This is a genomic window from Marinobacter sp. DY40_1A1 (genome assembly GCF_016597815.1).
In the GTDB taxonomy this organism is placed as follows: domain Bacteria; phylum Pseudomonadota; class Gammaproteobacteria; order Pseudomonadales; family Oleiphilaceae; genus Marinobacter; species Marinobacter xiaoshiensis.
In genome coordinates this window covers 223,567-243,687 of sequence record NZ_VCHA01000002.1, presented here as the reverse complement: position 1 = coordinate 243,687, position 20,121 = coordinate 223,567, and the positions used below count along the sequence as shown (strand labels likewise).

At 53.7% G+C, this 20,121-nt stretch carries 17 protein-coding genes; 5 read left to right on the top strand and 12 right to left on the bottom strand.

Annotation, left to right across the window (positions count from 1 at the left end):
- Positions 1 to 212 precede the first annotated feature (212 nt).
- On the bottom strand, positions 213 to 527 hold the full coding sequence (locus FFI61_RS07010) for a DUF3301 domain-containing protein (RefSeq protein WP_200202202.1): 315 nt from the start codon (positions 525 to 527) through the stop codon (positions 213 to 215).
- Between the two features lie 295 nt (positions 528 to 822).
- Between FFI61_RS07010 and FFI61_RS07005 the strand changes: the two genes are divergently transcribed.
- Positions 823 to 2,511 (top strand): putative bifunctional diguanylate cyclase/phosphodiesterase, encoded by a 1,689-nt coding sequence (locus tag FFI61_RS07005; RefSeq protein ID WP_200369752.1) that lies wholly within the window; start codon positions 823 to 825, stop codon positions 2,509 to 2,511.
- Positions 2,512 to 2,619: 108 nt separating this feature from the next.
- Here FFI61_RS07005 and FFI61_RS07000 read toward each other — a convergent pair whose 3' ends face one another.
- Together FFI61_RS07000 and FFI61_RS06995 are read right to left on the bottom strand one after the other, a co-directional pair.
- The gene (locus FFI61_RS07000) at positions 2,620 to 5,697 is read right to left on the bottom strand and encodes an efflux RND transporter permease subunit (RefSeq protein ID WP_200202200.1); all 3,078 of its coding nucleotides are present in this window, start codon (positions 5,695 to 5,697) and stop codon (positions 2,620 to 2,622) included.
- On the bottom strand, positions 5,697 to 6,806 hold the full coding sequence (locus FFI61_RS06995; RefSeq protein WP_200202199.1) for an efflux RND transporter periplasmic adaptor subunit: 1,110 nt from the start codon (positions 6,804 to 6,806) through the stop codon (positions 5,697 to 5,699). Before FFI61_RS06995 ends, FFI61_RS07000 begins: the two co-directional genes overlap by 1 nt.
- 172 nt (positions 6,807 to 6,978) lie before the next feature.
- Between FFI61_RS06995 and FFI61_RS06990 the strand changes: the two genes are divergently transcribed.
- Positions 6,979 to 7,473 carry a molecular chaperone DnaJ gene (locus tag FFI61_RS06990; protein ID WP_200202198.1) on the top strand — a complete coding sequence of 165 codons (495 nt, stop codon included), beginning with the start codon at positions 6,979 to 6,981 and terminating at the stop codon, positions 7,471 to 7,473.
- 3 nt (positions 7,474 to 7,476) lie between these two features.
- Here FFI61_RS06990 and FFI61_RS06985 read toward each other — a convergent pair whose 3' ends face one another.
- Complete coding sequence (locus tag FFI61_RS06985; RefSeq protein WP_200369751.1) at positions 7,477 to 8,265, bottom strand: secretin N-terminal domain-containing protein; 789 nt, start codon at positions 8,263 to 8,265, stop codon at positions 7,477 to 7,479.
- Between the two features lie 365 nt (positions 8,266 to 8,630).
- Between FFI61_RS06985 and FFI61_RS06980 the strand changes: the two genes are divergently transcribed.
- The gene (locus FFI61_RS06980; protein WP_200369750.1) at positions 8,631 to 9,683 is read left to right on the top strand and encodes a 3-deoxy-7-phosphoheptulonate synthase; all 1,053 of its coding nucleotides are present in this window, start codon (positions 8,631 to 8,633) and stop codon (positions 9,681 to 9,683) included.
- Here the strand turns inward: FFI61_RS06980 and FFI61_RS06975 are convergent.
- A complete protein-coding gene (locus FFI61_RS06975; protein ID WP_200202195.1) occupies positions 9,628 to 10,299 on the bottom strand; it encodes a LysE family transporter in 672 nt (223 codons plus the stop codon). The two genes, FFI61_RS06980 and FFI61_RS06975, sit on opposite strands and share 56 nt — an antisense overlap.
- Positions 10,300 to 10,535: 236 nt before the next feature.
- Between FFI61_RS06975 and FFI61_RS06970 the strand changes: the two genes are divergently transcribed.
- Together FFI61_RS06970 and FFI61_RS06965 are read left to right on the top strand one after the other, a co-directional pair.
- The gene (locus FFI61_RS06970) at positions 10,536 to 11,978 is read left to right on the top strand and encodes a dihydrolipoyl dehydrogenase (protein WP_200202194.1); all 1,443 of its coding nucleotides are present in this window, start codon (positions 10,536 to 10,538) and stop codon (positions 11,976 to 11,978) included.
- A 121-nt stretch (positions 11,979 to 12,099) separates the two neighbouring features.
- The gene (locus FFI61_RS06965) at positions 12,100 to 12,573 is read left to right on the top strand and encodes a Dps family protein (protein ID WP_200369749.1); all 474 of its coding nucleotides are present in this window, start codon (positions 12,100 to 12,102) and stop codon (positions 12,571 to 12,573) included.
- An 80-nt stretch (positions 12,574 to 12,653) separates the two neighbouring features.
- On the opposite strand, the gene FFI61_RS06960 is transcribed toward FFI61_RS06965, so the two are convergent.
- The 7 genes from FFI61_RS06960 to FFI61_RS06930 form a co-directional block, all read right to left on the bottom strand.
- Positions 12,654 to 13,778, bottom strand: a complete 1,125-nt coding sequence (locus FFI61_RS06960; RefSeq protein WP_200369748.1) for an NAD(P)/FAD-dependent oxidoreductase — start codon at positions 13,776 to 13,778, stop codon at positions 12,654 to 12,656.
- 11 nt (positions 13,779 to 13,789) lie between these two features.
- Positions 13,790 to 15,127, bottom strand: a complete 1,338-nt coding sequence (locus tag FFI61_RS06955) for an SAM-dependent methyltransferase (RefSeq protein WP_200369747.1) — start codon at positions 15,125 to 15,127, stop codon at positions 13,790 to 13,792.
- 182 nt (positions 15,128 to 15,309) lie between these two features.
- Positions 15,310 to 16,605: a TRAP transporter large permease gene (locus tag FFI61_RS06950; protein ID WP_200369746.1), complete on the bottom strand. Its 1,296-nt coding sequence runs from the start codon at positions 16,603 to 16,605 to the stop codon at positions 15,310 to 15,312.
- A complete protein-coding gene (locus FFI61_RS06945; RefSeq protein ID WP_200202189.1) occupies positions 16,602 to 17,147 on the bottom strand; it encodes a TRAP transporter small permease subunit in 546 nt (181 codons plus the stop codon). The genes FFI61_RS06950 and FFI61_RS06945 overlap by 4 nt, the downstream gene beginning before the upstream one ends.
- Positions 17,148 to 17,247: 100 nt before the next feature.
- Positions 17,248 to 18,324 carry a TRAP transporter substrate-binding protein gene (locus FFI61_RS06940; protein ID WP_200202188.1) on the bottom strand — a complete coding sequence of 359 codons (1,077 nt, stop codon included), beginning with the start codon at positions 18,322 to 18,324 and terminating at the stop codon, positions 17,248 to 17,250.
- 148 nt (positions 18,325 to 18,472) lie between these two features.
- Complete coding sequence (locus FFI61_RS06935) at positions 18,473 to 18,931, bottom strand: ATPase (RefSeq protein WP_200369745.1); 459 nt, start codon at positions 18,929 to 18,931, stop codon at positions 18,473 to 18,475.
- 52 nt (positions 18,932 to 18,983) lie between these two features.
- Complete coding sequence (locus tag FFI61_RS06930; RefSeq protein ID WP_200369744.1) at positions 18,984 to 20,045, bottom strand: acyltransferase family protein; 1,062 nt, start codon at positions 20,043 to 20,045, stop codon at positions 18,984 to 18,986.
- Between the last annotated feature and the right edge of the window lie 76 nt (positions 20,046 to 20,121).

Below are 20,121 nucleotides of genomic sequence, written 5' to 3'. Positions count from 1 at the left end.
CTTCGGCCTGGATTACAGGTGCATTGAATATCAAAAAAAGGCAGAACACGCCCAACAGGGCGCTCTGCAGATGGAGCGGGTGGTGTTGCAGCATCGTAAAACCTCATAACAACAGATAGTTAGCGTTGCGGGAAGAATGAGGCAGAATTATTACAGGGATGTTTCAGTGATGATCTGAGATGGTTTTAGATCGGGAACTGCAGTTATACAAGTCAGGAAAACCGGTGAGGGTCCAGTTCCATGTGCAGGATGCGCGGGCCAAGCATGACAATCCGGCCGCTGTAGCGCTCTTCACCCGTGGATGTGAAATCGAACAGGAAGCGCCGCCAAACGCGGAGTTGGCCCTGATCATCCCGCTTGAACCAGATCCCCCTGAGATAGATAGCATCATCAAGGAGCATCACATCCATTGTTTTGCAGTAGCGGTGAGCAGCCTGTAGCACCGAGTCCTTAATGGCCTTGGCACGCCACCAGTACCAGATAGCAAAACCAGCTGTAAACAGCCAGAACAGTGTCCCAAGAGTCATAATAACAACACGATAGTGGCAGATTTCCGAAAGTGATAGCGGGTCGAGTTCCAGCCTACCTTAATTGTGGGTGTTTGGGGAATCACTATGGGGCGGACTGGCTGCAAACCTGCATTGGGAAATTGCTTGCGCCTGTAGAATGGTGAATCGTTGTTCATTTGGTTACTATTTACCATTACAAGGAAGTTCATCCAGCTTACATGCAACACGGAATGTTAAGCGGGCTGCTTCCCTCTAGAGTGAATAGTGCGCAGAAGAGAGCATTGCGGACTGAAGTACCAGGAGCATGTAGTTCATGCAAATTGAGCAGCCGCACGATTTCAGGGCATTGGTGGATCAGTATCCGCGCGCAATCATGATTGCTACCAAAGAGCCCAGAATTACCTACGTAAACCACATGTTCTACTCTGTCACTGGCTACCAGTCTGACGACGTGGTGGGCAAATCCCCTTCGGTTTTGAGTTCCGGGCTTCATACGCCAGAGTTCTACAGAGTTATGTGGCAGTCTCTTGCCAGTGACGGGCGTTGGGAAGGGCTGATCTGGAACCGGAAAAAGAACGGTGAAGACTACCCACAGTGGCTCAGTATTTACGCCATGGAAGACAACGGCCAGCATGTGTATGTCGGAATGTTTATGGATATGGGCGAGAGAGCAGGGGCAGATGAGCGCCTGGCCTCACTTGCCTATTATGACCCGCTTACGGAACTACCTAACCGCTCGTTATTCAAGGAGTTCCTGAACGCTCGCGTCAGCCAGCACATACGGGGTGAAGCCTGCTTCGCTGTTCTGTTTGTTAATCTCGATTTTTTCAAAATGATCAATAGCTTGCATGGCCACGAACGTGGCGACGGTGTGCTGAAACAGGCGGCAAGCTGCATCCAGAGTGTTGTGGGCAAGGATGACATAGTAGCCCGGCTTTCAGGTGATGAATTTGCCGTCATTGTGGAGCTTCAGCAATACAGCATGCTGCATGAGATATGCGAGCGCATGATTCAGGCGTTTCGTGCCCCCGTGATTGTTGGCGAGCGTGAGTGTTTCATCTCGGCATCTGCAGGGGCTGCGGTATATCCGGTACATGGTGAAAATGGTACAGAACTTCTGCAAAAGGCAGATCGTGCCATGCACATGGCCAAACTGGCAGGGCGCTCGTGTTATCGCATATACAGTGAAGAGGACGACGAGAAAGGCCGCCGTGAGCATGAGCTTTCTGAAGCTCTGACGGTTTCGCTTAAAACCGCATCTGACGAGTTTTATGTGGTTTACCAGCCACAGTACGACCTCTGCTCAGGGCAGGTTGTGGGAGTTGAGGCCTTGTTGCGCTGGGAACACCCGGCGTTCGGGCCTGTGTCCCCCGGCGATTTTATTCCGTTGGCGGAACGCCGTGGTCAGATTCATGAAATCACCCAGCAGCTGGTGCGCGGCATTATGGGGGATTTACGGGATGCACGCCCGGCGTTGCAGGGCAGGCCTGGCCTGGCAATCAACATATCTGCGCGCCAGATCACGGATGCCCGGTTGGGCTTAGCGATAGGCCCTTTATTTGATCGTATTCGTGAACTCGGCTGGCGCCCGGAAATAGAGATCACAGAGACCCATGTGATGAACCTTTCTGACCAATGCCTGGAAACACTGAGAGCGTTGCGTGAGCAGGGGGTCGGGATAGCGATTGATGATTTTGGAACCGGTTATTCATCGCTGGCGTATCTGCAAAACCTGCCAGTGCAAGTTCTCAAGATTGATCGCCAGTTCATTAGCAGTCTTGGCGGCCAAAGTGGTGGTTCACAGATTGTAACGGCGATTCTGGGAATAGCCGAGGCGCTAGATCTTGATGTGGTTGCAGAAGGTGTCGAAACCCAGGCGCAGTATGAGGAACTATGTGAGTTGAAGTGTCAGCGTGGGCAGGGCTTTTTGATGGCCCGGCCGCAGCGTTGGCAACAAGTACAAGACATAATTGCTGATCCCTATCGTAGTAGCCCTGCTTGAGCTTTAGCCAATACCGGCGTTTGGCCATTCTTCTCTTATAAAAGCCTTTCATAAAAAAACCCGGCTCACCGTTCAGTGAGCCGGGTTTTCCTACTTATCCGCTACCCGTCAGGACGTCACGGGCAGGGGTTTTGGATCACCATCCTGTTGGTCTTTACCTTCGTTGTGATCACGCGCCAGCAGAATGTAGAACGCTGGCAGCACGAAAACAGTGAACAGTGTGCCAATGCCCAGGCCGGCACAGATGGTCAGGCCGATAGCAAAGCGGCTTTCTGCGCCTGGGCCAGCGGCCAGCAACAGAGGCACCATGGCAAAGATCAACGCCAGCGAGGTCATGATGATTGGGCGCAAGCGAATGGCCGCTGCCTCAATAACAGCATCCGTTTTGTTCATGCCTTTGTCTTTCTGCAGCAGGTTGGCGAACTCTACAATAAGTATGCCGTTCTTGGAGACAACCCCGATCAGGGTAATCAAGCCTACCTGCGTATAGATATTCATGGTCGCAAAGCCAAGTACGATAAACGCCATTGCGCCGGCGATCGACATGGGAACCGAAACCAGGATGATGAACGGGTCGCGCCAGCTCTCAAACTGCGCCGCAAGCACCAGATAGATGACCAGTAGCGACAGGAAGAAAGTAACAACCAGTGCGCTGCCTTGAGTGGCCAGCTGTCGGCTTTGACCGGTGTAGTCGTAAGTGAAGCCCAGAGGGAACACTTCGTCAGCGGTTTGTTCCATGAAGTCCATGGCTGTACCCGCAGCGACACCTGGCATAACCACGCCCTGCAGAGTGAGGGAGTTCTGCTGGTTGAACTGTGTGCGGTTGGACGGCTCAACATCGTGGGTGAAGCTCACAACGCTGCCCAGTGGCACCAGATCGCCCTTGCCGGTACGAATGTAATAGTCGTTCAGCGCCTGCTCATCCAGGCGGAACTTCTGATCCACCTGCGGGATGACCTGATAGGAGCGGCCTTCCATGCTGAAACGGTTGATATAACCGCCACCCAGCATACTGGAAAGCGACTGCCCTACGTCCTGCATTGATAGCCCGAGATCGGCAACCCGGTCGCGATCCACGTTGATACGCGTAACCGGACGGTCGAAGTTGATGGATTTTTGCAGGAACATAAAGTTGCCGCTGGCCATTGCCTTGCCCAGCATCTCGTCGGCCACCTGGTCGAGCTGCTCATAGCTGCTACCTGTGGTGATCACGAACTGGAACGGCAAACCGCCACCAGATCCGGGAAGCGCGGGAGGCGCAAATGCTGCGGTTTGCAGTCCTGTTACTTTCTTGAGGGCAGCATCAAGCTGTGGCTGAACCTCAAACTGGCTCACGTCACGCTTGCTCCAAGGTTCCATTTTGAAACCACCGAATACGGCGTTGGGTGCGGTTATGCCCACGATCATAAAGTCTTCAGCATAACCCGGGGTCGCAGCCAGGCGGCCCTGTACTTCCTCACCATGCTCAAGCAAGTAGTCCAGCGTGGCTGTCTGGGGCCCAAGACCCTGGTAGAACAGAATGCCCTGATCTTCAGTGGGCGCCAGCTCGTTTTGGCTCATCATGGCCATGAAGTAGATGGAGCCCAGGACAATCAGTGCAAAGAACACCACAACGGATTTGGTTTCCATCAGAGAGCCAAGGGCCGACTTATAGCCAGAAGCAATGCCGTTAAACGTGCGTTCTACCAGTTTTTCAAACTTGCCGGGGTTGCCGTGGGGCTTGAGTACCATGCCAGAAAGCATGGGAGACAGCGTCAGGGCAACGATGCCTGAAACAACGACCGTGCCCGCAAGGGTGAAGGCGAATTCAGTAAACAGAGAGCCCACAAGGCCGCCCATGAACCCGATGGGTGCGTAAACGGCTACCAGGGTGGTGGTCATTGCAATGATTGGCACGGCCATCTCACGGGCACCGTGTAGTGCTGCCTCATACCGCGATTCACCCGCTTCAATATGCCTGTGTACGTTCTCTACCATGATGATGGCGTCGTCCACCACCAGGCCAATGGCCAGAACCATGGACAGTAATGTGAGCAGGTTCAGCGAGAACCCGAACATCAACATGATAAAGGCACCGCCAATCAACGACAGCGGCACGGCGACCGAAGGAACGATTGAAGCACGAATTGAGCCCAGGCAAAGGAAAACCACCACAAGCACAATACCCATGGCTTCAAGCAGGGTACGGATGACCTCGTTTATGGAGTCTTCAATAAAGTCTGACGCGTCATAGGCCAGGCGCACATCCAAATCGCCTGGCAACTGGCTTTTGATTTCGGGGAGGTCGCCTTTAACCAAATCAGCCACGGTTAGCGGGTTGGCGCCGGGCGCCAGTTCGATAGCGACATAGGTTGCCGGCTGTCCTTTATACAGGGCCAGCGAGCTGTAGGTTTCTGATCCCAGCTCTACTCGGGCGATGTCCTGTAGGCGAATCTGGGTGTCATTAACCTGTTTGACCACCAGATTACGGAACTCGTTCGGGTCCGCCACATCTGTGTCACTGGTCATGCTGACTTCGGTATAGGTGCCCTTGGTGTTGCCAACAGCGGCCTGATAGTTGTTCGCGCGCAGCTTGGCGACCACTTCCTGGGGCGTCATGTCCACAGCTGCAAGGCGTTCCGGGTCGAGCCAGACCCTCAAAGCAAACTTACGGCCAAGGAGTTGTGCCTTACCTACGCCCGAGAGTGCCTGAAGCCTGGGTTGAACCACCCGGGTCAGGTAATCGGTAATCTGCGGTACGGCCATTTCCGAGCTGTAAAAGGCAATGTACATCAGGGCCGTGGAGTCACCGGTGGTAGAGGTAATAACCGGGTCTTGGGCGTCTGCAGGAAGCACGTTACGCTGGCTGGCGACTTTTGCCTGAATTTCAGCAAGAGCTGCGTTGGCGTCGTAGTTCAACTCCATCTTGGCTTCAATGGTCGACACGCCCTGAGAGCTGGTAGAGGTCAGGTAGTCGATGCCGCTTGCTTCGGCGATTGCCTGTTGCAGCGGTGTGGTAATGAAGCCCTGGATGAGGTCTGAGCTGGCGCCAGGATAGGCTGTTGTAACCGTAACCGTTGTACTTTCGAGCTCCGGGTATTGCCGGATCTCCATTTCCATGGCGGCACGGGCACCGAGCAGCAGGATAAGTAGGCTAACCACCGTCGCCAATACGGGACGATGGATGAAAATGTCGGTGAATCGCATTACTCAGATGCCTCCTGCGGCTGCTTTTCCTGACTTTCGTCCTGAATCTTGACCTTCTGGCCTGCGCGGAGTCTCAGCAATCCTTTGGAAACTACTTTCTCGCCAGCTTCGAGGCCGGAGAGAATAGCCACATAGGTGTCTCGGGTTTGACCTGTGGAGACGCTGCGGCGATTGACCGTCAATTCACCTTCGTCATTTTCTTCAATAACAAATACGAAATCACCGTAGGTGTTGTAAGACACAGCTGTGCGGGGCACGGTAACCACTTCGTTATCGTTTGGCTGCAGGGTCTGAATGGTTGCAAACATGCCTGGCCGCAGCAGTTTCTGCGGATTGCTCAGGGTAGCGCGCACACGCACGGTGCGGGTTTCCGGATTCACCGAGGTATTGATGGCGCTGACCTTACCCTCAAATTCCTGTTCAGGAACTGCAGCAACGGTTGCGACAACAGAATAGCCTCGGGCAACACCCTGCAAGTTCTTTTCAGAGAGAGTGAAGTCGACGTAGATCGGGTCAAGCATGTTAATTTCGACAATCGGTGTGCCTGTGGGAATGTATTCGCCCTGGTCCACCATACGAATGCCCAGAGTACCGTTAAAGGGTGCTCTGATAATCTTCTTGCTCAGTTGCGCTTCAGCTTCATTTACACGTGCCGAAGCGGCATCAAAGTTCGCCTTGGATTCATCATACTGGGACTGTGACACGGCACGTTTTGGCAGCAGATCGGAGATGCGCTTGAACTCTTGCTCAGCCAACTGTGCTTCTGCACGGCGGGTGCGCACCGCTGCTTCATCAATTGCGGTGTTAAGGCGAATGAGTATATCGCCCTGTTTTACGACATCGCCAGACTCAAAGTTAATGGTTTCGATAACGCCCGGCATCTCATTCGCCACCTCTATGCCATTTACCGCCTTGATGCTGCCTACCGCTTTGATCGACGGTGTCCAGCTTTCAGTGCGGGCGACAGTTGCAGCGATTTCTGCAGGCGGTTGGGGTTTGGACAGCATTTCTCCCATTTGGCCGAACTGGTAAAACTTGTAGCCGAAGATGCCACCAAGCACCACGCCAAGGAAAATAATTGCGATCAGGAAGCGGGAAGCAGTGCGCATAATTCTGGTCCTGGAAATCTCTGTTTGGATGCGGGAAGGATTGATTCGCGACAAAACATAGCATGCTACAAAATTCCGCGTGCTGTTGTCACCGGTTTGTAGGTACTTTTGGCGAACATTGTCGTTACACTAGGTGCCAGAATTACGTTCTTTTAGCGGCAAGGGATCATTCATGCATTGGATATTGGGAATTGCGCTGGCGGCAGCCGTCTTTGTAATTCTGAAACAGTGGGGCAGATTGTCTGCGGAAAAGAAGAAAGCCGCAACCTGGAAGCTCGTACTTATTGTTGGCGGGGTGTTTCTGCTTGTAATGGTTTTAACCGGCCGGGTGCATGTGCTGACAGCCTCCGTTGCAGCACTGATCCCGTTGCTGCGTAAATTGCCCGAGCTTGCCCGTTTCTTTCCGGCGCTTAATCGCCTGTTTACCGGAAAGGATAGTGTCGGGCCAAATGCAGATCACGCCGGGGCCGGGCAAACGCCCGGTAATGGCATGACAGAGCGAGAGGCCTGCGAAATACTGGGTGTTACAACGGCTTGCTCAAAAGAGGATGTTGTTTTGGCGCACCGCCGCCTCATACAGAAGCTGCACCCGGATCGCGGCGGGAGCGATTATCTGGCCGCAAAAATCAACGAAGCCAAAAGTGTATTACTGCGTACCAGGGAGTGAAGGTTAGTGGATGACGTCGACCTTGACTTCAAAGCTGCGATTATCAGACCGGCTACTATTCACGCTGTAAGCAATGCCTGATTGCCTGCTGGTAGATTCCGTTGACGTGCTGCCAAGGGAAATCCACTGTCCAGGCTCTACTCTGCGAATGGTGACAACTGCTTGAGTATCATAGCCCTTCAGTTCGGCAGGGTCGGCCTCGAAAGACACAATGTTCAGTTCCACCGAGCGATCTGAAATCACCTGTGGGCTAACCACGAACCCACTGCGCGTTTCTACCTGGGTCAAAATAGCGGCAGGGTTTCGGCCACCGCGCACTGCGAAGGGCAGGGTGCGTACCTGGCCTGAGCTGATATGAGCAGACTGCCCATCCATAACCACAAGGCTTCTTTCCCGGGAGCCGCCGGTGCTGGTAACCCTGTGCTCTGCGGTTACGCCAATTTCGTTGCGTGTTGAGGTAACACCAGCGCCGGAGCGCTTGCCGCCAATATCTTCTGTAGACCGCACAGTGATTCGGAGTTGTGCAGGGGCCACATCGAGTGTGTCAATCAGGGTTGCTATTTCATCCAGCAGTTGCTGTTCGCCGCGGATAACCAGCTGTTGGCCCCGGGTGGTAATAGAGATGGGCTCACCCTGGTAGAGCTCCCTTACCTGGCTGGCAACGTCTGTCGCGGGCCGGTTTTTGAGCTGATAAGCCCGGGATTCAGCGTGTGCAGTGCCAGCTCCGGAAAAAAGTACAAGCGCAGTTATAAAAAGGAGCAGGAAGCTGAGATTCCTTGATTTCAGTGCCATAGCTGGTTCCCATCCTTCTGATAAAGCCGGTTTGTTTGTTAAATAATCCGGTTTACGGGTTGCCAAGTTGAAAACCCGGGGTATATATTGATAAGCATGAAGACGACACAAGCGATCTGTCAATTGAATGTTTTGCAAGCTTTCGGCCAAAAACCGTTGGCGGCAGTCGCTGCTGTATTTTTTTGGTGGTTTGGTTATGGCTTTTATTATAGCCAGAGCCAGGGCCGCCCATAACATCTTCAAAAAACGAACAACGAGGATGGCAGCCCGGCGAAAAACCAGGCTGCCGTCGGAATCAAAAAAGCCCCGACTGTAGCCCAGCCGGGGCTTTTTTGATTCTGAAGCAAGGAAACGGGAACACAGACATGAACATGCCTTTAAACACTGTTGGGGAACGTCAGATGCAGAGTGCCGCCGCAACACATCGGCAGGAAACTGCATTACCAACGCCGGCTGAGCTGCGCCAGCGCCTGCCTGTCGATGAGCGACTTGCCCGGCAGGTGGGCAGGCACCGGCAAGCTGTGCGGGATATTTTACACGGCTCAGACGAGCGCACGCTGATTGTAGTGGGACCTTGCTCGGTTCACGATGAGGTAGCCGCGCTGGAGTATGGTGAAAAACTCAAAGTTCTGGCCGATGCGCTCAGCGACCGTTTTCTGATTGTGATGCGAGCCTACCTGGAGAAGCCAAGAACGACAGTAGGCTGGAAGGGGTTGCTGTACGATCCCGAACGCACGGGATCGGGCGACCTCAACGAAGGTTTGCTGCGCTCGCGCCGCCTGCTTCTGAATCTGGCCGAGATGGGATTGCCGCTTGCCACAGAAGCGCTGAGTCCCTTTGCCATGGACTACCTGGGCGATCTCGTAAGCTGGACGGCGATTGGAGCCCGCACCACTGAATCCCAGATTCACCGTGAAATGGTTAGCGGCTTGCCCATGCCTGCCGGGTTCAAGAATGGTACCGATGGCGGGATCAGCGTGGCTATCAACGCGATGCAGTCTGGTGCTCATCCGCATCACCACTTGGGCGTATCCAGCCACGGAACACCGGTTATGGTCAGCACTCGTGGCAACCCGGACACTCACCTTGTGTTGCGTGGCGGCCGTGGCATCACCAATTATGACGAACAGAGCATTCAGCATGCCACGAAGAGTTTGTCTGATGCCGGCCTGTGTGCCGCAATCATGGTGGATTGCAGTCACGATAATGCCTGTAAGCAGGCTGAGCGACAGATCGACGTAGCCCGTGAAGTGATGCGCCAGAAGCATGCGGGTTCTGCAGGTATTCGGGGCCTGATGCTGGAAAGCTTTTTGGAGGCAGGCCGGCAAAATGATGGCGACGACCTGCGTTATGGCTGTTCTATTACTGACCCATGCCTGAGCTGGGATCAGACGGAGGCTCTGCTCCGCTCACTGTAGAGAGCAAAAGTTGGCCAGCTAACAGCAGCAGCACACCGCCCATGAGCCGGTCCAGCCAGTGGCCAAAGCGGTTAAAGTTTTTGCGCACGGCAGGCAGCGTGAAAAACACAGCAACCAGGGTGAACCAAAGCCCGGTTGCCAGCGCCATATAAGCGCCGTATCCAGCCTGCACAGCAACAGGTGTGCCTGGGCTTATGATCACCGAGAATAGCGAGACAAAGAACAACGTAGCCTTTGGGTTCAGGGCATTGGTCAGAAAACCAAGCCTCAGAGCAGCAAGTCCTGTCTGTTGAGAGCTGTTTTTTGTGTCCACGTAAACCCCACCTTCCTGGGCTCTCAGGCACTGCACAGCGATCCAGGTGAGGTAGAGCGCACCTGCAATTTTGAGAATGGTGAACAACAAGATCGACTGCTGGATGATCAAGCCAATACCCAGCAGTGAATAGCTGACGTGCACCAGAATACCGACCCCGATGCCGGCTGCGGTGAGCAGCGCATTTCTCCGGCTCTGGCACAGGGCCTGCCTCAGCATTACAGCAAAATCCGGCCCCGGGCTTGCAACAGCGAGCAGGTGAACGAGTGCCACAGTAAAGAATTCCGGCCAGTAACTGTTCATACGCAAATTTCTCTCTGGGTTCTTTGTATCTGGACTAGGCTGTATCAGGCATTGGCGCAAAGGCTTGTGGGGAATCAGAGTGTGTCAGAACCTTTGCAAGCCTGTCAGCATAAATCCAGCCGTCGGTTTTTTCACGTACCGAATAAAATAATTCCGGCTTCTATACTGGTGTCATCACGATAGGAAATTTCACCCACGTTCCCGGCTCCCGGGAATAACGGTCTGGAGACTGTTTTATGGAAAAGCGAGAAGTTGACGTTGCCATTATTGGTGCAGGTACGGCGGGAATGGTTGCCTACAGTCGTGTGCGAAAGGTCACTGATAAAGTAGTGCTAATTGAGGGTGATCAGTATGGCACTACCTGTGCTCGAGTGGGTTGCATGCCGAGTAAACTGCTACTGGCCGCTGCAGACAGCGCATATCAGATGGCACACGCAGGCCAGTTTGGAGTATCCCCAGGCAAAATTTCAGTGGATGGCAAGCAGGTTATGGAGCGGGTTCGTTCGGAACGTGACCGCTTTGTTGCTTCGGTTATTCGCACAGTGGAGGCGTTCTCCGAGGAGCATAAGATTATGGGCCACGCACGTTTTGCTGGGCCCAACCGGCTCATCGTAGACAACAAAATCGAAATTAGCGCTCAGCGCATTATCATCGCAACCGGTTCCCGCCCGAATATTCCGGGCTTTCTGAAAGAAGCAAAAGATCGTCTGGTGATAAATGACGATATTTTCGATTGGCAGGACTTGCCAGAGTCTGTGGTGGTTTTCGGGCCGGGTGTGATCGGGCTGGAGTTGGGCCAGGCGCTCAGTCGCCTGGGTGTTCGGGTACGCATGTTTGGAGTGGGCGGCGCTGTGGGCCCGATTCAGGATGACAGTATCCGAGAGTATGCGCTCAAACGCTTCAATGAAGAGTTTCCCCTGGACCCGGATGGCGACGTGAAGCGGGTCGAGCGTGTGGATGGTGGAGTGGCCGTTACATTTAGCAATGGTGATGCGGGCGAGAAAACCGAAACCTTTGAGTACCTGCTCGCGGCCACGGGCCGCAGACCCAACGTAGATAACCTGGATATACAGAATGCGGATATAGAGCTGGATGACAGGGGCATGCCTTTGTTCGATGCGCACACACTGCGTTGCGGCCAGAGCCATATCTTTATTGCCGGGGATGCCAACAACAATTTGCCGCTGCTGCACGAAGCCGCAGATGAAGGGCGAATTGCCGGAAATAACGCAGCGTCTTACCCGGAGGTAAGGGCCGGTAAGCGAAGCACGCCCCTTGCAGTTGTGTTTACCGACCCCCAGATAGCCAGTGTGGGCTTAACAATCAATGAGGTGGACAAGCGCTGTGGAGGCTGCTTCGCAGTTGGCGAAGTGTCCTTTGAAAACCAGGGCCGGAGTCGGGTGATTGGTAAGAACCGAGGCCTGCTTCGAGTCTACGCCGAGCATGGCAGTGGGTTGTTCATGGGGGCTGAGATGTTTGGCCCGGCAGCCGAGCACATTGCACACCTCTTGGCCTGGTCGGTACAGCGGCGGTTGACGGTCAGTGAAATGCTGGAAATGCCGTTTTACCACCCGGTTATTGAAGAAGGAGTTAGAACGGCGCTCAGAGATCTGAATCGGAACCTCAACATTGGGCCGGTTCCAGAGGGTGATTGCACCGATTGCGGCCCTGGTGTCTAGGTTTTCTGCCGGGGATTGATTCCCGCTATGGCGTGTATGCGATAAGTTAACTTCACGCACACCTGAAGCCTTGGTTATATTGGTTTCAGGTTCGAATTAACAGCCACGAAGGAGATGTACGATGACTAAGAACTTTATTGGTCTGGATAAAGAAAAAACAGTAAAACTGTCCGACTCTCTTAATGATCTGCTGTCCAACTACCAGATTTTTTATATGAACGTGCGCGGTTATCACTGGAATATCAAAGGCGATAACTTTTTTGAGTTGCACGTGAAATTTGAGGAGTTGTACGACGATCTTCTGCTCAAGATTGATGAAATTGCAGAGCGCGTTCTTACGCTTGGGCACCGTCCTTCCCACGCATACAGCACCTACATTGAGCGCTCCGAAATCCCGGAGCAGAAAGACGTTGCTGATGGCAAAACGGCCATGAACAATATCGTCGACAGCTTTGCCAAGCTGATTGGCAAACAGCGGGATTTGCTGAATCTTGCGGGCGATGCTCAAGATGAAGGCACAGTGGCACTGATGAGCGATTACATATCCCAGCAGGAAAAAACGGTCTGGATGTATCGCAGTTACCTGGGGCACTAAACTCAGGAAGCAGTTACGAGGCGGCCAATCGGCCGCCTTTTTTATGCCTGATCTTTTGATACCCGCCTACAGTGCGAGTATCACGAGTTTGCAGCCAAGGCTGGTAGCTCCTGGTGCAGGAACCACTTTTCAGTCACTACCTTGCGTGTAAACCAGTGCGAACGCATCAAAGTGCCTGCCAGAGGCATTTTGATCCAGTCCGGCACCTGAAAACCCTCCTCGGTAACAGATCGTCGGTGCCCAAAGCGCGCTGCTATGGCATCGCCATAGGCCTGCAAGGTGGTAGCAGAGAAATCCTGTGCGTGCCGGATAACGTCAGCTGCCAGCAATGCGGACTCAATGGCTGGGCGAATCCCTTCACCACTTTGGGTATAGGCAAGCCCAGCCGCATCGCCAATCAGGAGCAGACCATCGTCTACCAGCGCTCGTGCGGCATGATCATAAAGCAAATAAGCGTGCCCCTTGAAGCGACCGGGCAAGTCGGAAGGAATCCTGCCCGTTGTTTTCATGGTCTCGACAAAATCCTGTAAATGTTCGGTCAGTTTGTGATTATCCTCGCGCCCAAGGCCAATGTTCAGAAAATTGCCCTTACGAAATACCCAGGCGTAACCTTTGAGGTCTTTGCAAAACCAGAGCTCGGGTGTGTCTCCCCGGGCTTCGCAGGCTTTGGCCTGCTCCGGAGTCATTTCGAATTCGATTTCCTTGGCGGCCACGACAGTTTCATGGCCTCCCGGGCCATCACCAATCAGCCTCGCAACCGGGCAGAAGTGCCCGCCGGCACCCACCAGTAATGGGGCACTGAAGGCGTTATTGATCAGCCAGTTATCATCCTTTCGAACAATGCTTTTTACGGGTGTGCCGAGTTGCTTTGGCACGCTGGTTCTCGCCAGAAGATAATCGTCAAACTCACAGCGCCGGATACCATAGCTGATGGTGCTGCCATGATCGTTTTCCACTGCCGGCTGCCCCATCATCCCAATTCGAAAACGGCGTATAGGTTGAAGCGTTCGGGCATTGCCGTACTCAGCCAAATCAATGTCGAGGGCATCAATGACTGCAGGGGTTACCCAGCCGGCGCAGGTTTTGTCCCGAGGGAAATCCTGCTTATCAATCAGCAGAATACGCTTGCCACTATTTTCCAGAGATTTGGCCAGAGTCGACCCCGCCGGGCCGGCACCAATTATAATCAGGTCATAGGATTCCATAGCCGGTAACCTCAAGCGTTTTCGGGGGCAGCGGGGAAGTGGTACAAGTCCTGTCGAGTTTTGGGCAGCTGGTGGTTGTCGCCGTGGGTGAATACAACCTGGAAAAGCTGCAGCGAACCTGCCCGAAAGGCGGCAATGGAACCGGCCAGATACATTCGCCAGGCGCGGGTGAAGTGCTCGTCGTACATGTCAGTGATGTTTGCTTCGACTGTATTGAAGCGCTCCAGCCACTCACTGAGAGTTTCGGCATAGTGAAGGCGGAGGTTTTCTACATCGAGTACGGAAAAACTGCTGTGCTCACACAGCGCCATGATTTCGCCAATGCTCGGGGGATAGGCCCCGGGGAAAATGCGCTTTTCAATCCAGGCGTTCATCAGCATGGGCGTGTTTCGACCGATGCTGTGAAGCAACGCCATGCCATTGGGGCTGAGCGTGCGTTTTATCAGTTCAGATAACTCCAGGTAGTTCTCCTTGCCTACGTGTTCCAGCATGCCCACCGAAACGAACGCATCATATTGTCCCCGGATGTTTCTGTAGTCGTCTTCAATGTACTCAATCTGGCTTTCCAGCCCTTGCTGGCGCGCCTGTTCGCGAGCATAGGCGATCTGCTCCCTGGAAATGTTGTAGGCATGAACGGTTACCCCATAGTTTCGAGCCATGTAGCGGGCAAGCCCACCCCAGCCACAGCCGGCTTCAACCACGGTCATGCCCGGTTTGAGCCTGAGTTTTCTGCATACATGTTCCATCTTTGCCAGTTGAGCCTGCTCCAAACTCAGTTCTGGCCGCTCGTAGTAGGCGCAGGTGTACTGCATTTCGGCCTTATCCAGCCAGAGCTGATAGAAGTCATTACCCAGATCATAATGGTGGTGAATATTGTCTCGAGCTTCCATCAGGCCTGTTGAGCGGGGGGTGTGGTTTCGCCATAAGGCTTCAAGCCATCTTGGCCATTTCTGTCGGGCTTGGTGGATAGCCTGATAGATAGTAACCATTAGCTCTGGCAGATCGCCTTCCACATCCAGTCGGCCCGCGCTGTAAAGGTCGCCAAAGGCCAGGTTGGGGTTGGTAACCAGAGCATAGAGCGCCTTCGGGTCTGCAAGCCTTATGGTAAACCGGGCCGGCTGGTCCGATGGCTCAATCACATCGCTATTCCATAGCTGAAAGCGAATCGGGGGAGACCCTGCCATACGCATCAGCTTGGCGACAAGCCAGCGCTCATGGGTATGGGGTGCGCGCTCTACGTGGGTATTCTGTAAAGGAAGGTTGAGGACATGGCGTTGATTTGAGTGTTCGTTAAGCCCAGTGGCTTGAGCACTCCTTTTGGTGCTCTTTTGGGCACTGTTCTGGTTCACGGACTTTTCCTCTTTTACCTTAACATTGCTGTTCAGGCCGGCGGCTCTACGCCAAGGCTAATCCCGAATACTTGTCTGAGAATGTTTGATTGTCTGTTCAGTATAGAAAAGGTTTTGCGTTTGTCAGGTCTGTGCGGGGAGAGAAGTTGCAGCCGGATCGGGCGACCCGGCTGCGTTCAGTGTCAGTAAGAGGAACTCATGCCAAACCACTCCGGGAATATCACGATCATTGCCAGTACCAATACCTGCAGGAGGATGAACGGCAAGACCCCTTTGTAGATGTCGACCGTTCGCACTTCTGGCGGCGCAACTCCTTTGAGATAGAACAGGGAGAACCCGAAAGGCGGTGTGAGGAAGCTGGTTTGCAGGTTCATGGCGATGAGTATGGCAAACCAGAGCATATTGATACCCAGGGCTTCTGCTACCGGCGCCAGAATAGGCACGATGATGAAGGAGATTTCCACAAAGTCGATGAAAAAGCCCAGAATCATAATCACCAGCATGGCGAGGATGATAAAGCCCCACTTCTCGCCCGGAAGCGCCAGCATCCATTCCTCCAGCAGATAATCGCCACCGGTGTAGCTGAACACCATTGAGAAGGCGGTTGCACCGATCAGGATGGCAAACACCATGGCGGTTACTTTAACCGTATCTTTCGAGGCGTCCCACACCATCTGGAATGAGAACTGACGATAGATAATGGCCAGAATAATGGCGCCGATGCCGCCCAGTGCGGAGGATTCTGTGGGTGTCGCTATGCCAGTAAAGATCGAGCCAAGCACTATAACAATCAATGCCAGTGGCGGAATGATCGCCAACAGAGCGTTCATGATTTCCTTTTTACGGGACACGCTGTCGTCTTTTGGCATAGCCGGGGCGGTCTCCGGCTTGAAGCGTGTTACCACCAGAATGTAGACAATGTAGAGGCCAATAAGAACCACGCCCGGCCCAACGGCTGCCTTGAACAGATCCCCTACGGGGAGCCCAAGCACGTCGCCCAGAATAATCAGAATGATTGATGGGGGAACTATCTGCCCCAAGGTGCCCGCTGCACAGATGGTGCCGGTTGCCAGGCGTTTGTCGTACTTGTGGGCCAGCATGACAGGTAAAGAAATCAGCCCCATAGCCACCACGCTTGCACCCACAACACCGGTAGAGGCTGCAAGCAGGGCACCCACAAGAATGGTTGAAATGGCCAGGCCACCGGGCAGGCCACCAAACAAGCGACCCATGGATGTTAACAACTGCTCTGCCAGGCGCGTGCGTTGCAGAACAACGCCCATGAATATAAACAGGGGTACGGCCATCAACACCGTATTCTGCATTACGCTCATGATGCGATAAGGCATGAAGGCGAACAGATCCATGCCTTCTGCAAATACGCCGAAGAACAAAGCAACGCCGCCAAATGTGAAGGCAACAGGGAAGCCCAGCATCAGCATGAATAGGGCGACGAGGAACATAATCATGCCGATCATGCGAGGCCCCCTCCGCTGTGCTCTACATCGTACTGCTTGTCGCCAGCCATTACGCGCAGGGCAAAGGTGGCCATATTCAGGCCGGCAATGGCGATAAAAAACGCCGAGAGCGGGATTACAGATTTGATCACCCAGCGATACGGCAACCCCCCCGGATCACCACTGCCTTCGCCCATGGTGTAAGCGTCCAGTGCAAAATCATACCCATAGATGCCTATCAGCCAGGCAAATGGCACAACGAACAGCAGGGCGCCTGTCAGGTTTACCCAAGCCTTGGCCTTGTTGCTCCAGCGCGTGTAAAACACATCAACCCTTACGTGGCCGTCGGTGCGCAGTGCATAGGGGATGCCGAGCAGAAACACCACTGAGTAGAGGTGCCATTCCATTTCTTGCATGCCAATGGACACTTCATTGAATGCGTATCGGGCGACAACGTCGTAAAACACATTGCCTGCCATCAGCAGCATTGCGACGCAGGCAATCCAGCCGCAAAAAATGGATACGCGGGCCAGGCCCTCATCCAGCTTTATAATCCACTGCATTCACTATCCTCCGCCTGGGGGTTGGCGATTCTGCTATTGCTATAAACAACAAAACCGGGATCACCTTCAGAGCGATCCCGGCTCCTTTTCAAGCGCTATCTTACTCGACTGTGCCCATGGTGTTCAGGTAGGCGCGTTCAGAAATATCGGTGTAAGCACGGCTTTGCGCCAGATAGTCCTGTTGCGACTTCACAATCCGGGCTGCTTGCTCGTTGCTCGCAGACGCTTCTTTCAGGAGTTTCTTGTTGGCATCGTACATGGCCTGGAAGATATCCTGTGGGAACTGTTTGATCTGCACGTTGGGATAGTCTTTCTTGATGTTGGCCCAGGCTTCCGCATTGGCGTGCTGGGAAAGAACCAGCATGTCGTAAGAGGCGGTGCGCATGGCAACACGCAGGATTTCCTTCAGATCAGCCGGCAGCTTTTCCCACACTTTCTTGTTGATCAGGAACTGCAGTTCGGTAGCTGGCTCGTGCCACCCGGTGTAGTAGTAATCGGCAATCTGCTGAAAGCCAAGGCGCAAATCCAGGGCCGGACCTACCCACTCAACCGCATCAATGGTGTTGCGCTCCAATGCGGTGTAAAGCTCCCCCGGTGCAATGTTGGTGGGATTCACGCCCACTTCTGCGAAGACTTCACCGGCGAAGCCAGGGATACGCATTTTCAGACCTTTGAGGTCGTCCAGCGATTTGATTTCCTCGCGAAACCAGCCACCCATTTGAACGCCTGTGTTGCCGCCGGGGAAAGACAGCATGTTGTGGGCGCCGTAAACTTCCTGCATGAGTTCCATGCCGCCACCATGGTAGAACCAGGCATATTGTTCCATAGCATTCATGCCAAAGGGCATGCTGGTGAAGAACAGGGTCTCAGGAACCTTGCCTTTCCAGTAATAGGAAGCCGAGTGGCCCATGTCGTACTGGCCAGCTTTCACCATATCAAACACGCCCAGAGGTGCTTTGTGCTTGTTGGCGGAATCTATGCGAATCTTGAGGCGTCCGTTAGACATGGTTTCGACGGACTTCGCAAAGTTCTTGGTTGTGTCACCAAAAATCGGGAAGTTCGGGCCCCAGGTTTCTGCCATTTTCAGGGTGAAGGTGTCTTGTGCAAAGGCTTGTGCGGAGGTGAACGTAGCAGCTACGGCGAGCACGGCTGCCGATAGAACAGAACGGATTTTCATTGCTCTTGTGTCCTTTTGTCATTGTTATGGATCGAGCTGGACCTTCTTTTGAGAGGTCTTTCAACTGGTTCACATTAACAAGTAACCTGCGCCAGTAAAACGAAAAATCACCCTGGGTAAGACATAGGTCGTAGGCCGAAGAGTGGCCTCAAAGGTCGTTCATCCTGCCAATCTGGCTGGAAAGCTGCATGGCGTGGTGTTGTTCCAGGGACAGGAGATCCTCTAGCAGTGTCTTTGCGCCCTCGATTTCAGCCTTGCCAATGAGTGTTTTGTACAGCTCCATAATCTCATCGTGAAAGGTAAAAACTTCTTTGGCTATGTCATCAAAGCTCATGGTCGTAAGCCGAGGATCGCAGGCCGCGCCAGGGGTAAAGGGCTTGTGCGTTTGATAGTCATAAAGCCGCGTTTTCAGTACTTTTGGGTCAGCCTGTTTTTCGAATTCTGCCACCGCCTTGGCTAACAGGGTTTCGTGGCTGGCAACGTAGTCCATAAGCGCACTTGCGCGTTCATTGCTGTGTTTCTCTGCTGCATCGTGCAGGCACCTAGCCAGGTGAGCGTGCAGCTGGCGGGTCCAGTCAATCAGATCTTCAAAGGTTTTTATTTCCATGGCCAAACTCCGGCAGTCGGGTATTTAGTCAATCCAGTGATCAAAGGTTAGCCTATTCGACGGCTTTTGCTGTTGTGCCTGCAGTTCTGACGGCCTCAGAACGACGGCGCCAGCTACGGAACTGGCGCTGAGTGGGCTTTTCAACGGTGTAATGAATCAGCGAGGCAAGCACAAATGCCGTGGCGAGCGCGAGAATTACGCCCAGCCAGCCCGGCAGGCCCGCGTTGTAGCTCCAGCTGATTACCCCATATCCAATATTCTGGTGCACCAGATAGAGGCTGTAGGAGAGGCTGCCCAGCCACAGCAGGGGCCGGTTTGCCAGCCAGTTAAGGCGACCGGCTACAGCGAGAGCAAACACAGTGAAACACCCCAGTACAAAAAAACTGTAGGGCATTTTGTAGGCAAGCAGGCCGTGGCAAACCGCCAGCGCCAGCAATGCGGTATCTGCTATCGCTGGCCGGCCGTATTTGTAAATGCGGTAAATCAGTATGCCGCCCATAAACAGGGGGGCATATTTTACAAACATCAGGTCCTTGACCAGAAACTCCACGCCCTCAGGTATCTGCTTCCACCAGATCACGCCTGCATAGCTCACCAGCATCCACACCCAGAAGGCCAGGCGCAGCCGTGACCAGTCCCGCAGGGTATAAAACAATAATGCCATCCAGCTGTAGAAGGTCACCTCAACGACAAGGCTCCAGTAAGCACCATCCACATGCTCGGCGCCAAAATACTCATGCAGCAAGGTTGCGTTGAGCAAGGCGGTTTCAAAACTGACCGCGCGGCTTTCGGGGCCAAGAAGATGCACAGAGGTGAACGTAAGAATAATGCCGGCCCAGAGTGCTGGCAGCAGCCGCACCGCCCTCGCCAAACCAAACCAGGCGGCATTGCGGGTGCGTTCAAGGGTCATGAAGATGACAAAGCCGCTGAGAATGAAGAACAGGTGCACACCGTAACGGCCAAAGAGCAGAGCCTCTGTCAGCAGCTGCGGCAACTCGAATGAATGGCCAAAGAGCTTGTCGTAATAGGGCAGGTAATGAAAAAGCACCACCCCCAGAGCTGCGAGGCCACGCAATGCATCAAGACTGCCCAGCCTTGCCTGAGATGGATTCATAGCCGGTTCCGTCGGGATTTCGCTTTATAGTAGCTTGCTTTTGCGGCCGACAATACGGATGAGATATACCATTCGC